This is a genomic window from Micromonospora sp. DT229 (assembly GCF_049844505.1).
GTDB lineage: Bacteria > Actinomycetota > Actinomycetes > Mycobacteriales > Micromonosporaceae > Micromonospora.
In genome coordinates, this window is record NZ_JBNCLD010000008.1 from 24391 (window position 1) to 37414 (window position 13024).

At 70.7% G+C, this 13024-nt stretch carries 12 protein-coding genes; 2 read left to right on the forward strand and 10 right to left on the reverse strand.

Features of this window, described 5'->3' with window-relative positions:
- From ACLQ2T_RS14730 to ACLQ2T_RS14770, 9 genes are read right to left on the reverse strand one after another with little or no spacing between them, the layout of a single operon-like run.
- On the reverse strand, positions 1-1467 hold the full coding sequence (locus tag ACLQ2T_RS14730) for an FAD-dependent monooxygenase (protein WP_425766671.1): 1467 nt from the start codon (positions 1465-1467) through the stop codon (positions 1-3).
- A 25-nt stretch (positions 1468-1492) separates the two neighbouring features.
- On the reverse strand, positions 1493-2899 hold the full coding sequence (locus ACLQ2T_RS14735; RefSeq protein WP_425766672.1) for an FAD-dependent monooxygenase: 1407 nt from the start codon (positions 2897-2899) through the stop codon (positions 1493-1495).
- An 8-nt stretch (positions 2900-2907) separates the two neighbouring features.
- Positions 2908-3852 (reverse strand): aromatase/cyclase, encoded by a 945-nt coding sequence (locus ACLQ2T_RS14740; RefSeq protein ID WP_425766673.1) that lies wholly within the window; start codon positions 3850-3852, stop codon positions 2908-2910.
- Positions 3853-3875: 23 nt separating this feature from the next.
- Positions 3876-4661, reverse strand: coding sequence for a 3-oxoacyl-ACP reductase FabG (gene fabG, locus ACLQ2T_RS14745; protein WP_425766674.1), 786 nt, complete (start codon positions 4659-4661; stop codon positions 3876-3878).
- Between the two features lie 15 nt (positions 4662-4676).
- On the reverse strand, positions 4677-4934 hold the full coding sequence (locus tag ACLQ2T_RS14750) for an acyl carrier protein (RefSeq protein ID WP_425766675.1): 258 nt from the start codon (positions 4932-4934) through the stop codon (positions 4677-4679).
- Between the two features lie 26 nt (positions 4935-4960).
- Entirely contained in the window at positions 4961-6202 is a 1242-nt protein-coding gene (locus tag ACLQ2T_RS14755; protein WP_425766676.1) for a ketosynthase chain-length factor, read from the reverse strand.
- A complete protein-coding gene (locus ACLQ2T_RS14760) occupies positions 6199-7470 on the reverse strand; it encodes a beta-ketoacyl-[acyl-carrier-protein] synthase family protein (protein WP_425766677.1) in 1272 nt (423 codons plus the stop codon). Before ACLQ2T_RS14760 ends, ACLQ2T_RS14755 begins: the two co-directional genes overlap by 4 nt.
- Positions 7467-7796 carry a TcmI family type II polyketide cyclase gene (locus tag ACLQ2T_RS14765; RefSeq protein WP_425766679.1) on the reverse strand — a complete coding sequence of 110 codons (330 nt, stop codon included), beginning with the start codon at positions 7794-7796 and terminating at the stop codon, positions 7467-7469. Before ACLQ2T_RS14765 ends, ACLQ2T_RS14760 begins: the two co-directional genes overlap by 4 nt.
- Before the next feature lie 25 nt (positions 7797-7821).
- Positions 7822-9576, reverse strand: a complete 1755-nt coding sequence (locus ACLQ2T_RS14770; protein ID WP_425766680.1) for a biotin carboxylase N-terminal domain-containing protein — start codon at positions 9574-9576, stop codon at positions 7822-7824.
- Between the two features lie 326 nt (positions 9577-9902).
- Between ACLQ2T_RS14770 and ACLQ2T_RS14775 the strand changes: the two genes are divergently transcribed.
- Together ACLQ2T_RS14775 and ACLQ2T_RS14780 are read left to right on the forward strand one after the other, a co-directional pair.
- The gene (locus tag ACLQ2T_RS14775) at positions 9903-10385 is read left to right on the forward strand and encodes a nuclear transport factor 2 family protein (protein ID WP_425766681.1); all 483 of its coding nucleotides are present in this window, start codon (positions 9903-9905) and stop codon (positions 10383-10385) included.
- A gap of 104 nt (positions 10386-10489) precedes the next feature.
- The gene (locus tag ACLQ2T_RS14780; RefSeq protein ID WP_425766683.1) at positions 10490-11389 is read left to right on the forward strand and encodes an aldo/keto reductase; all 900 of its coding nucleotides are present in this window, start codon (positions 10490-10492) and stop codon (positions 11387-11389) included.
- 11 nt (positions 11390-11400) lie between these two features.
- Here ACLQ2T_RS14780 and ACLQ2T_RS14785 read toward each other — a convergent pair whose 3' ends face one another.
- The gene (locus tag ACLQ2T_RS14785) at positions 11401-12933 is read right to left on the reverse strand and encodes an MFS transporter (protein WP_425766684.1); all 1533 of its coding nucleotides are present in this window, start codon (positions 12931-12933) and stop codon (positions 11401-11403) included.
- Between the last annotated feature and the right edge of the window lie 91 nt (positions 12934-13024).

Genomic DNA, 13024 nt, shown 5'->3' on the forward strand with positions numbered 1-13024 from the left:
TCACGACTCGACGTCCGCCGGGTTGCCGAACCAACGCCGCAGCGCCACGTCCAGCTCCTTCGGTTCGTTGCCGGCCCAGGCCACGTACCCGTCCGGGCGGATCAGCAGAGGGGAGGCACCCAACGAGGAGGTGTCGCTCTCGACTGCGGTCACCGTGGTCACCCGGTCCGGCCAGCCTGCGGCGACCGCCCGGATGCCGGGGTCGTCGGTCAGGTCCAGCAACACCCCCCGACCGGAGTGCAGCAGCTCGGGGATGCTCGTCGTGCCGCCGTCGGTGGCCAGCTTGCGGGGCGGGACCCGGCGGCCGAGCAGGCTGTGGTCGCCCTCGCCGAGGTCGTACCGGATGTCCAGGCCGCTGACGATGCCGGCCAGGTGACGCTTGGTGTCGTCGTTGGCGATCAGCTCGGTGAACAGTTCCCGCAGCGGGTCCGCCTCCTCGCCACCAAGGAAGATCATGCCCTGGGCCCGGGTGTTCATCAGCAGCCGTGCGCCGGCCGGGTGCCGCTCCCCGTGGTACGTGTCCAGCAGGTCCTCCGGGGCCCAGCCGCGCACGGTGGCGGCCAGCTTCCAGCCCAGGTTCACCGCGTCCAGCACCCCGGTGCTCAGCCCCTGCCCACCGGCGGGCAGGTGGATGTGCGCGGCGTCGCCGGCCAGCAGCACCCGGCCGCGCCGGTACTCGGCGGCCTGCCGGGTGGCGTCGGTGAACGAACTGACCCAGTCGGCGCTGCCGTGATGGATCGACTCACCGGTGATCCGCTGCCAGGCGTCGGCGACCTCGGCGAAGGTGGTCTCCTCGGAGCGGTCCGCGGCCGGGGTGCCGTGCTCGCAGACGATGATCCGGTCCACGCCCGGTCCGAGCGGTGCGGCCATCACCATGCCGTTGGCCAGCTTCTCACCGAGGAAGCGGGGCTTGAGCCCGCAGCCGGTCACATCCGCCAGGTACATGCCCCGGGTGGCCGAGGTGCCGGGGAACTCGATCCCGGTCAGCTTGCGGACCAGGCTCTGGCCGCCGTCGCAGCCGACCAGGTACGCCGCCCGCAGCTCCTGCTCACCCTCCGGGGTGTTGAAGGTGGCCCGGACGCTGTCCCCCTCGTCGACCAGGTCCAGCAGCTCCCAGCTGCGACGCAGCTCGGCCCCCAGGCCGGTGGCCCAGCGTTCCAGCACCTCCTCGGTCTGCGACTGCGGGATGCCCCGGGCGCCGAAGTGCCCGTCCTCCAGCACGCTGTAGTCGAACTGGACTCCGCCGAAGTGGCCCAGCGGGCTGGTCTCCAGGGGACCGAACAGGGGCAGAATGCCCCGCTGGTCGAAGGTCTCCATGGTGCGGGCGGTGAAACCCAGACCACGGGACTGACCGGTGGGCTGCGCCAGCTTCTCGACCACGGTGACCTGGACGCCGCCGAGACGCAGTTCGCCGGCGAGCATCAGGCCGGTGGGTCCGGCGCCGACGATGATGACCTCGGTGTTCATGGGGGCTCCCCTCCTGGGGTTGTCGTTATGCCGAAATCTCGGCGGGCGGGCCGAACCAGCGGTTCAGGGCGGAGCGGGCGTGCTGCGGTGCCGAACCGGCCCAGGCGATGTGGCCGTCGGGGCGGACCAGCACGGCGTCCGCGTCCGTGCAGGGCAGCGGCCCTGGCACGGTGTGGACCCGGTCCCGCCACGGCCGGGCCAGCGCTACGAAGTCGCTGCCGGGTACCGCCAGCAGTAGGCCCCGGCCGTCGCGCTGGTCCAGGTCCGGCACCCGGTCACCGACCGCGGGATGGTCCTGCGGACCGGCCGGGTAGCGCACATCCAGGCCGGAGACCATGCCGGCGAGCAGCGCCCGGTTCGACTCCGCCGCCATCAGCTCGGCCAGCAGGGTCCGGACCGGTTCGACCGTGGGGTCGCCGAGCAGCAACCCCGCCTGGGTACGGATGTTCGCCAGCACCCGTCGGCCGAGGGCGTGCCGCTCCTCGTGGTAGGTGTCCAACAGGCCCTCCGGCGGTGCCGGGCGGACCTGCGCGGCCAGCTTCCAACCCAGGTTGACGGCGTCCTGTAGGCCCAGGTTCAGGGCCTGCCCGCCGATCGGCATCTGCACGTGGGCGGCGTCACCGGCGAACAGCACCCGGCCGTGCCGGTATCGGGTGAGCTGCCGGTTGGTGTCGTCGAAGGCGTTCACCCACAGGGGTACGCCGGTGCTGATGTCCTCCCCGGTGACCCGCTTCCACACGTCGGTGAACTCGGTGAAGTCGGGTTCGGTCCCGGCCCCGGGGTCCCGGCCGTACTCGTGCACCATCACCCGGGTGATCCCCTGCGGGTTGCGCGCGGCCACCGCCATGCCCCGGTCCAGCCGCTGGAACCGGCGGTTCGGTACCTCGATGCCGGCCACGTCGGCACGCAGCAGTCGCCGGGTGGCGGACCAGCCCGGAAACTCCACCCCGAGCAGTTTGCGTACGGTGCTGTCCTGCCCGTCGCAGGCGACCAGGTATGCCGCCCGCAGGGTGCGTACCCCGGTCGGGGTGTCCGCCTCGACGGTGACCTGCCCTTCGTCGGCGGCCACCGCCCGCACCGTCCAGCCTCGACGCACCTGGGCCCCCAGGCAGGCGGCCCACCGGCCGAGCAGTTCCTCGGTCCGGGTCTGGGGCACCTTCCACATCCCGGGGAACCGGCTGGGCAGGGTCAGGTCCATCGGGATGCCGCCGAAGTGACCGCGCGGCTCCTGCGGCAGCGGGCCGAACAGGTCGAGCAGGCCGCGGGACTGGAGGATCTCCATGGTGCGGGCGTGCAGGGTGGAGGCCCGGGACTCGGTGGTCGGCCGCAGCCGCGCTTCCAGTACGACCACCTCGGCGCCGCCGAGGCGCAGCTCACCGGCGAGCATGAGCCCGACGGGTCCGGCCCCGACGACGACGATCTGGGTGTCCACCGTGGGCCTCAGCGGTTCCGCTCGGCGTAGGCGCGGGCGTAGTCCAGGGTGGCCCGGCTGTTGGTGCTCAGGGCGTTGCGGACGTAGTTGCGGGCCTCCTCGACACCGGCGTCCGGGCCGAGGATGCGGGTGATGTTGTCCGGGTTGAGCACCACGGTGTGCTGGGAGGAGGCGGCCACCCCCTCGTCGTTCTCGGCGAAGGTCCAGATCCCGGTGTGCACCGTCATCAACGCCGGCAGGGTGACCTGCTTGTACACGATCCGCTGGTGCGGGAAGGTGACCCGGTAGGACTTGGTGCGGTGGGTCGATCCGTCCCGCGCCCGGGTGTCCATCTCAAGGGTCTGCAGGCCCGGGGTCTCCTCGGTGAGTTCCACCGTGGCCACGTGCGGCAGCCGTTCGGCCCACAGGTGGGCGTCGTTGATGAAGTCGTACACGTCCTTGGCCGAACCGTTGATCTGCACCGTGTCGGTGAACTCGAAGGTCAACTCGGCCGTCCTGGCGGCGGTCTCCACGATCCGCTTGAGGGCCTCCAACTCGGACCGGGAGTTGCGGTCGACGGCCTCGTCGATCCAGGCCAGGTGCTCCGGGTCGTCGTCGACCGCCCGGTAGTCGTGGAACAGCCGCACCTTGGTCTCGGTCTCCGACAGGGCCTCGAACCACCAGGCACCGCCCATCGCCGCTACCGGGTGGGTGGAGACCTCCTGCCGGAAGGTGATGCCCAGGGCCTCGGGGTCCAGTTCGCGGCGGGAGGTCCAGTTCTTCGCCTCGCCCTTGGCGGTGGCCCAGATCCGGATCCGCTCGCTGCGCTCGCCGCGTTCCACATGGTCGACGAAGATGGTCGGCGGGAACACCCGGGGCCACTTCTCCACCTCGGCGATCAGCCGGTACACCTCCTTCGCCGGGGCGGCGACGGTGATCTGGTGCTCGACCTCGCGGGTGGTCGGCTGGGACATGTCAGGCTCCTCTTTCTGCGGGATCAGAAGTTGCCGAGACCGCCGCAGACGTTCAGCGCCTGCGAGGTGATGGATGCGGCCGAGTCGGAGGTCAGGTAGCCGACCAGGCCGGCGACCTCCTCCGGGGTGGAGTACCGGCCGAGCGGGATCTTCGCCTGGAACTTGGTGAGGATGGCGTCCTCGGTGGTGTCGTACGCGGCGGCGTACCCCTGCCGGACCCGCTGCGCCATCGGCGTCTCCACGTACCCGGGGCAGACCGCGTTGACCGTGATCCCGGTCGGGGCCAGCTCGTTGCCGAGGGCCTTGGTGAAGCCGACCACCCCGTGCTTCGAGGCCGAGTACGGTGCCCCCAGGATCACCCCCTGCTTACCGGCGGTGGAGGCGATGTTGATGATCCGGCCGCGCTCCTTGTGCCGCATTCCGCCCGTGTTGAGGACCTCGTGGGTGACCCGGAAGACGCTGTTCAGGTTGGTCTCGACGACATCGAGCCACAGTTCCTCCGCGATGTCCGCGGTCACCCCGCCGCCGCTGCGGCCGGCGTTGTTGACCAGGACGTCGATGGTGCCGAACCGGGCCACGGCCGCGGTGACGAAGGCCTTGACCTCGGCGGTCGACCGCACGTCGACCGGGGCTCCGTCAACCTCCAGGCCGTCCTCCCGCAACTGCTTGACCGTCGAGGCCACCGACTCCGGGGTACGGGCCCCGATGAACACCTGGTGGTTCTGGCCGGCCAACAGCCGCGCCACCGCCAGCCCGATACCGCTGGTGGCGCCGGTGACCAGGGCTACCCGCTTGTCCTGTGCCGTCATGGTGGGTTCCTCTCCTCAGGCCGGGGTCAGGCTGGCGTTGACCACATCGAGCAGGGCCCGGGGGGTGGTCGCGTCGGTCACGGTCGAGTCGTCCAGCCGGACGGCGTACTCGCGTTCGATCCGGCTGCCCGCCTCCAGCAGGGCCAGGGAGTCGTACCCGAGGTCTTCGAAGGTGGTGTCGAGGATGTCGGCCTCCAGGTCGACTCCCTCGTCTGCGCCGGCGACCTCCCGCAGGATCTGCTTGAGGTCGGTCAGGGTCAGCTGTTCGGCCATCTGCGTCTCTCCTTGCCTCTACTGGGTCACTGCTGCACGGGCCGGGTGGCCGTGCCCGGGTCGGAACGCACCACCATGGCCGAGTTGAAGCCGCCGTGGCCCCGGGCCACGACCAGTGCGGTACGCAGCTCGGCCGGTCGGGGTGCGGCCACGACCAGGTCGAGTTCGTAGTCGGGGACCGGGTCGACATTCACCGTCGGCGGGATCAGGCCCTCCTCCATGGCCAGGAAGGCCGCCGCCAGGTCCAGCGGGGCGGCCCCGGAGTAGAGCCGGCCGGTCATCGTCTTCGGCGCGGTGACCGGCACCCCGTGCGGCCCGAAGACCGCGACCAGGGCCTGCGCCTCGATGTGATCCAGGTGCGCCTCACCCGCCGCGTCGGCGAAGACCACATCCACCTCGGAGGCGGACACCCCGGCGTCGGTCAGCGCCAGCTCGATCGCCGCCCGCAGGGCCGGCTCCCGGCCGGAGCCGGGTCGCGGGTCGAAGGTGGCACCGTAGCCGGCGATCTCGCCGTACACCCGGGCCCCCCGGTCGGCTGCCGTCCGGGCCGACTCCAGGATCAGGATGGCGCCACCCTCACCGGGTACGTGTCCCCGCGCGCCCTCGTCGAAGGGCCGGTAGGCGAGGGTGGGCTCCTCGCTGGTGCTGAGCCGGCCACTGGTGTGCAGGGCCACCCAGCCCCAGGGGCAGATGGTGGCGTCGACAGCGCCGGAGACGATCACCGCGGTGCCCTTGCGGATCTGCCGTCGGGCCTGTGCCACCGCGTCCAGGCCGCCCGCCTGATCGGCGACCACCACCCCGCTGGGGCCCTTCATGCCGTTGCGGATCGAGATCTGGCCGCTGTTCACCGCGTAGAACCAGGCGAACGACTGGTACGCGCTGACGTACTGGCTGCCCTTGTCCCACAGGTTCGCCAGCTCGCCCTGGCCGAACTCGAAGCCACCGGAGAAGCTGGCGGTGATCACTCCCATGTCGAAGGCGGGCAGGTCCTGGGGTCGGATGCCCGCGTCCGCCAACGCCCAGTCGGCGGCGGCCAGGGCCAGTTGGGTCATCCGGTCGGTCTGCGGCAGCAGCCGGCTGGGCAGATGGTTCTCGGCGACGAACCCGGGGACCTCGCCGGCCAGTCGGGCCGGGTACTGGTCCGGGTCGAACCGGGTGATCCGGCCGATCCCGCTCTTGCCGGCGCGGGTGGCGGCCCAGTAGGCGCGGGTACCCAGGCCGTTGGGGGCGGCCACCCCCAGGCCGGTCACCACCACGGCGGCGGTCATGCGCTTCTCCTGTCGGTACGGGCGAGCACCATGGCGCTCTGGAAGCCCCCGAACCCGCTTCCTACGGTCAGGACCGCGTCGGTGATGTGGTCGCGGGCATGCAGCGGCACGTAGTCGAGGTCGCATTCCGGATCCGGCGTGTGCAGGTTGGCGGTGGGCGGGACCACGTTGTGCTTCATCGCGAGGATCGACGCGCCGATCTCGATCGAGCCGATCGCACCGAGCGAGTGCCCGACCATGGACTTGATCGAGCTGATCGGGGTCCGGTAGGCGTGGTCGCCGAGGCTGTGCTTGAAGGCGGCGGTCTCGTGCCGGTCGTTCTGTTTGGTGCCGGAGCCGTGCGCGTTGATGTAGTCGATCTCATCGCCGTTCATCCGGGCCTCGTCGAGCGCCACCCGGATGGCCTCGGCCATCTCCAGGCCGTCCGGCCGCAGCCCGGTCATGTGGTAGGCGTTGCTGCGGGTGGCGTACCCGGCGATCTCGGCGTAGATCTGTGCGCCCCGGCGTACCGCCCGGTCGTGTTCCTCCAGGACGAAGACCGCGGCACCCTCGCCCAGCACGAATCCGTTGCGGGTGTTGTCGAACGGCCGGGAGGCCGACTGCGGGTCGTCGTGTCGGGGGGTGGTCGCCTTGATCGCATCGAAGCAGGCCATCGTGATCGGCGAGATCGGCGCGTCGGAGGAGCCGGCGACCATCGCGTCGACCGAGCCCTCCCGGATCAACTCGGCGGCGTAGCCGACCGAGTCGATGCCGGAGGTGCAGCCGGTGGAGACCACCCCGGTCGGACCCTGGGCGCCGATGGTCCAGGCCACCTCGGCCGCGAAGGAGCTCGGGACCAGGTAGTTGTAGAGGTGGGGTACGGCGTACCCGTGGTCGACCAGGTGCAGCCGGCCCCCGTCGCTGACCACCCGGTACTCCTCGTCCAGGCCCATGGTCGCGCCGACTGCACTGCCGATGGTGACGCCTACCCGGTAGGGGTTCAGTTCCTCGATCTCGATTCCGCTGTCCGCGACTGCACCTCGGGCGGCGACCACGGCGAACTGGGCCGCCCGGTCCATCCGGCGGGTCTCCTGCGGACTCAGTCCGTGTTCCTCCGGCACGAAGTCGATCTCCGCGGCGACCCGGGACCGGAACGGAGTCGGATCGAAGAAGCTGATCCGGCGGGTAGCGGTACGCCCGTCGGCCAGCAGCTCCCAGAACGCCTTGGTGCCCGTGCCGCCCGGGGCCAGTACCTCCACCCCGGTGATGACCACCCTGCGCCCGGTCATGCGGACGCTTCCCAGTGGTAGAACCTGGTGGCCATGGCGTCCGCCGGGGACCGCCAGGTCTTCGGGTCGTACGCCTCGATGTACGGCTTCAGGTCCTCGCTGATGGCGACGAACCGGGGGTCGGTCTTCGCCTTCTCGATGAGCTTGCCACCGTTGTCGGAATCGAATTCCTGGAGGTGGAAGTACAACCCCCGATAGGCGAACAACTGACGCCGCCGGGTACCCATGACGTGCGGCATCTCGGTCTCGTCGAATGCGCCGAACAGGGCGGCGACGTCGGCGCCGGCACTCGGTTCCATCCGGGCCACGATCAACGTGCTGTGCATTGCATTGTCCCTTCTCCGGTCGGAGTTACGACAGGGCCTTGATCTCGCAGATAGCGGTTCCGCTGGTCACCACGTGACCAATTTCGGCGGCCATCCCGACGATCGCGCCGGCCTTGTGTGCGTTGATCGTTTGTTCCATCTTCATGGCCTCCAGAACGACCAGCAGGTCGCCTTCCGCCACCGTCTGACCGTCCTGGACCGCGATCTTGACGATGGTTCCCTGCATCGGCGCGGTCACCGCGTCCCCGGACACCGCCGGCGCGGCCTTGCGGGTTGCCGGACGGGTGATCCGGGTGGCCCCCGCGACCGGTCGACTGGTCGGTACGCCCAGGTCCGGGGGGAGCGACACCTCGATCCGCTTGCCGCCGACCTCGACCACCACGGTCTCCCGGGCCCGGTCCTCGGGGGCACCCTCCTGATCGCCGACGAAGGGGGGAAGTTCGTTGACGAACTCGGTCTCGATCCAGCGGGTGTGCACCGCGAAGGGCTCGCCGGTGAAGGCCGGGTCGGTGACCACAACCCGATGGAACGGCAGGGTGGTGGCGATGCCCCCGACGGTCAGTTCGGCCAGGGCACGGGCGGCCCGGCGCAGCGCGTGGGTCCGGTCCGCCCCGGTGACGATCAGCTTGGCCAGCATCGAGTCCCAGGCGGGGCCGATCACCGACCCGACCTCCACCCCGGAGTCCAGTCGCACCCCGGGACCGGAGGGGTTGGTGACGGCGCCGACCGTGCCGGGGGCGGGCAGGAAGTTGCGGCCCGGATCCTCGGCGTTGATCCGGAACTCGATCGAGTGGCCGCGCACCGGAGGGTCGTCGTATCCGAGGGCCTCGCCGTCGGCGATCCGGAACTGCTCCCGGACCAGGTCGATGCCGGTCACCTCCTCGGTCACCGGGTGTTCCACCTGCAACCGGGTGTTGACCTCCAGGAAGGAGATGGTGCCGTCGGTGGCGACCAGGAACTCGCAGGTGCCGGCCCCGACATAGCCCGCCGCGGCGAGGATCGCCTTGGACGCGGTGTAGAGGCGCTCGTTCTGCTCGGCGGTCAGGAAGGGCGCCGGGGCCTCCTCGACCAGCTTCTGATGGCGCCGCTGCAACGAGCAGTCCCGGGTGGACACCACCACGACATGGCCGTACCGGTCGGCCAGGCACTGGGTCTCCACATGCCGGGGCCGGTCCAGGTAGCGCTCGACGAAGCATTCCCCGCGGCCGAACGCGCCCACGGCCTCACGGACCGCCGAGGCGTACAGCTCCGGGATCTCCTCCAGGATGCGGGCTACCTTGAGGCCCCGACCGCCCCCGCCGAAGGCCGCCTTGATGGCGATCGGCAGCCCGTGCTCGCGGGCGAAGGCGACCGCCTCCTCCGGCCCGGCGATCGGGTCCGGGGTGCCGGCGACCAGTGGCGCACCGACCCGCTGGGCGATCTGCCGGGCGGTCACCTTGTCACCCAGCGCCCGGATGGCGTGCGGGGGAGGCCCGATCCACACCAGGCCGGCGTCCAGCACCGCCTGGGCGAAGTCGGCGTTCTCGGACAGGAAGCCGTATCCCGGGTGCACCGCGTCCACGCCGGCGCGGGCGGCCACTTCCAGCAGCTTGGCGATGTCCAGGTAACTGGTGGCGGGGGTGTCGCCGCCGAGGGCGTACGCCTCGTCGGCGACCCGCACGTGTGGGGCGTCCCGGTCCGGATCGGCGTAGACCGCCACACTGGCCAGGCCGGTGTCGGAGCAGGCACGGGCGACGCGGACGGCGATTTCGCCGCGGTTGGCGATGAGCACCTTGCGCACGATGTGGCCTCCTGGTTCTGCATCCCGGCGTGCATCGGAAAGAGGAAACTCGGTCTGCTGTGGCCACGGACCATGCTTCTCGACGTGATTGCGGCGTTCAATACGGGGCGCGGCAGGATTGGGCCAGCTTCTTGCAGTCCCGGCGACATCGGTTGGCAGAAATGTCAGGCCGCAGACCGCGAATGTCAGGAGCGACCGGAGGAATGTCAGGCGAGCGTCAAGAATGTCGCCGGGAATTACATATCTGCTGGCGACGACTTGAATGACCGGGACGGATGGGTGAGCCTTCGGGATGACCCGGCCACCGAAACAGCAGGGAGTCGCGCATGTCCACGGTCGACACGGAACCTCTGACCGGCGCTCAGCCCACGGCGGCGGTCCACCGCAGCGAGGTGGCCGCCCTGCTGGACCGCTACCTGGTGGGGCTCGATTCCGCCGGGCCGGACTCGGCCGGACTGGACGACGCCTGGGCCGGGTCGCTGTTCACCGCCGAGGCCGTGGTCGAGTTCCCGGTCGGCCGACACCAGGGCCTCGACGGGCTGGCCGGTTTCCACCGCACCGCGATGGCGAAATTCGACCGTACCCAGCATCTGAACTCGCCGGCCGTGGTCGACCTGGACGGTGACCGGGCCCGGCTGCGGGCGAACTTGATCTCCACCCAGGTGCTGAGGTCGCAGGAACTGTTCGTCACCGGCACCGCAGCCGAGGGGGAGGCGGTGCTCACCGCCCAGGGATGGCGGTTGCGGTCGCTGTCCTTCCGGCTGATCTGGAAGACCGGTCAGCCTCCTCAGCCGGCCCAACCCCACTGACCGGGCCACGATCCGCCGATGCCGGGCTGTGGTCGGGGGTCGGCACCGGTTCGTGGTCATCCGCTACTCTATGGCCCGTAATCGGAACAATGCGAAGGGGCGCGATGCGTACTACCCCGCTGGGATCCACCGGCCTGACCGTTCCGATCCAGGGGCTGGGCTGCATGCGCCTCGGCGGGTCCCGTGCCCCGGCCGACGAGAGCGCCGGGGTGGCCCTGATCCATCGGGCCCTGGACCTGGGCGCCACCCTTCTGGACACTGCCGACCTGTACGGCGGCGGCCACAACGAGGTGCTGGTCGGGCAGGCGCTGCGGCAGCGCCGCGACGAGGCGATCCTGTGCACCAAGTTCGGTGTCGTACGCACCGCCCAGGGCCTGGGCGCCCGGGGCGACGCCGCGTACGTGCGGTCCGCCTGCGAGGCCAGTCTCAGCCGGCTGGGCACCGATGTGATCGACCTGTTCTACCTGCACGACCGGGACCACAGCGTGCCGATCGAGGAAACTGTGGGTGCGATGGCCGAGCTGGTCAAGGCCGGCAAGGTGCGGCACCTGGGGCTGTCCAACGTCGACGGTGAGGACATCCGGGCGGCGCACGCCGTCCACCCGATCGCCGCCCTCCAGTCGCAGTGGTCCCTGGTCAGTCGGGACATCGAGGAGGTCCTCCCGGTCTGCCGCGAACTCGGCGTCGGCGTGGTGCCCTACTGCCCGCAGGGCGCCGGCGGGCTCAACCTGGAGTCGTCCTCCCGCGCCCGCCCGCCGCACATCGGGGCGGTCTCCACCGACCTGGCCCAGGTGGTCCGCGACATCGCCGATCGGCACCAGGCCCGCCCCGGGCAGGTCGCCCTGGCCTGGGTGCAGCAGCAGGCCGAGGTGTGGCAGGTGCCGGTGGTGCCGATCCCGGGTACCACCCGGATCGCCCACCTGGAGGAGAACGTCGCCGCCACCGAACTGGTCCTCGACGCGGCTGACCTGGACCTGTTGGACCAGGTCAGCCGCGTCGTCTGAGCGGAACAGCGCTAGTGTGACGCGCCGCCGGTGGCCTGAACCTTACGCAGCACCACCGCGGCGATGACGGCGGTGATCCCCAGCATCACCGCGCTGACCACCGCTGCCAGCTGCACCCCGTCGGTGAAGGCGCTCCGGGCGCTCTCCAGCAGGGCCGGACCGACCTGGTCGGCCATCCCGTCGGCGCCGCCTAGGGTGGACCGGGCCGCCTCCGCCGCGTCGGCCGGCACCCCTTCCGGCGGCACCACCTCTCGCATCTGCTGGCGGTAGATGGCGGTGGTGATGCTGCCCAGCACGGCGATGCCCAGAGCGATGCCGAGTTCCTGGGAGGTTTCGGTGATCGCGGAGGCGGCACCGGTGCGCTCCGGCGGCGCCGCGGCCACCACGATGTCCACCCCCAGGGCCAGCACCGGCATGATGCCGCCGAACAGCAGCACCAGCCCGGCCACGACATACCCGATGTCCGAGTCGTCGTTGGCCTGACCGACCACCAGCAGTCCGATGGCGGCCACCGCCAGGCCCAGGGCGGTCTTGGTGCCCGGCCCGATCCGGCGCCCGACCATCGGGGTGACGATCGTGGTGACGATGCCGGTGAGCAGCGGCGGGAGCATCCACAGCCCGGCCTGGATCGGGGACTGGTCGGCGACCAGTTGGAGATACTGCGCGCTCAGGTAGCCCACCCCGCCGACCGCCACCGCGCCGATGGTCAGGGCGAGCACGGAGACGCTGGCGGTACGCAGCCGGAACAGGTCCAGGTCGAGCAGGGGATCGGCGATGGTCCGCTGCCGGTGCAGGAACAACGCGCCGAGGATGAGCCCGACCACGACCGTTACCAGCGGTACGACCCCGAATCCGTGCTCGGCGATCCGCTTGAGCCCGTACACCACGCTGAGGATCGACACCAGCGCGGTCAGGGCCCCGGGTAGATCCATCCGGCCGGGCTGGGGAGCGCGGTACTCCGGCAGCAGCACCGGCCCGAGCACGAGCAGCAGCACCATCACCGGTACACCGATCAGGAAGGTGGCCCCCCACCAGGCCACCTCCAGCAGGGCCCCGCCGATCAGCGGGCCGATCGCGGAGCCTGCCATGAAGCTCATGAACCAGATGGAGATGGCCGTGGTGCGCTGAGCCGGATCGTGGAACATGTTCCGGATCAGGGCCACGGTGGAGGGTGCCAGGGTGGCCCCGGCGATACCCAGCAGGGCCCGGGCGGCGATCAGCATCTCGGCGCTGGGCGAGAAGGCGGCCAGCACCGAGGCCACCCCGAAGGCGGCGGCGCCGATCAGCAGGAGCAGGCGACGGCCGATCCGGTCGCCGAGGGCCCCCATGGTGATGAGGAAACCGGCGATCAGGAAGCCGTAGATGTCGACGATCCACAACAGTTGTGAGGCGCTGGGCCGCAGGTCCGCGCTGATCGCCGGGGCGGCCAGGTGCAGCACCGTGAGGTCCATCGAGACGAGCAGGGCGGGTAGGGCGAGGATGGCCAGACCTAGCCATTCCCTGCGTCCGGCCCGTGCCGGGGTCACTGTGTCAGTTGCGCTCATGGCATCCCTCGGACGTGTGATCAGGCAGAGTTGTCATCGTCCGGCCGGACACGCCGTCCAGGGAGGCCGAGCTGAGCGTATCCCCCGTGGT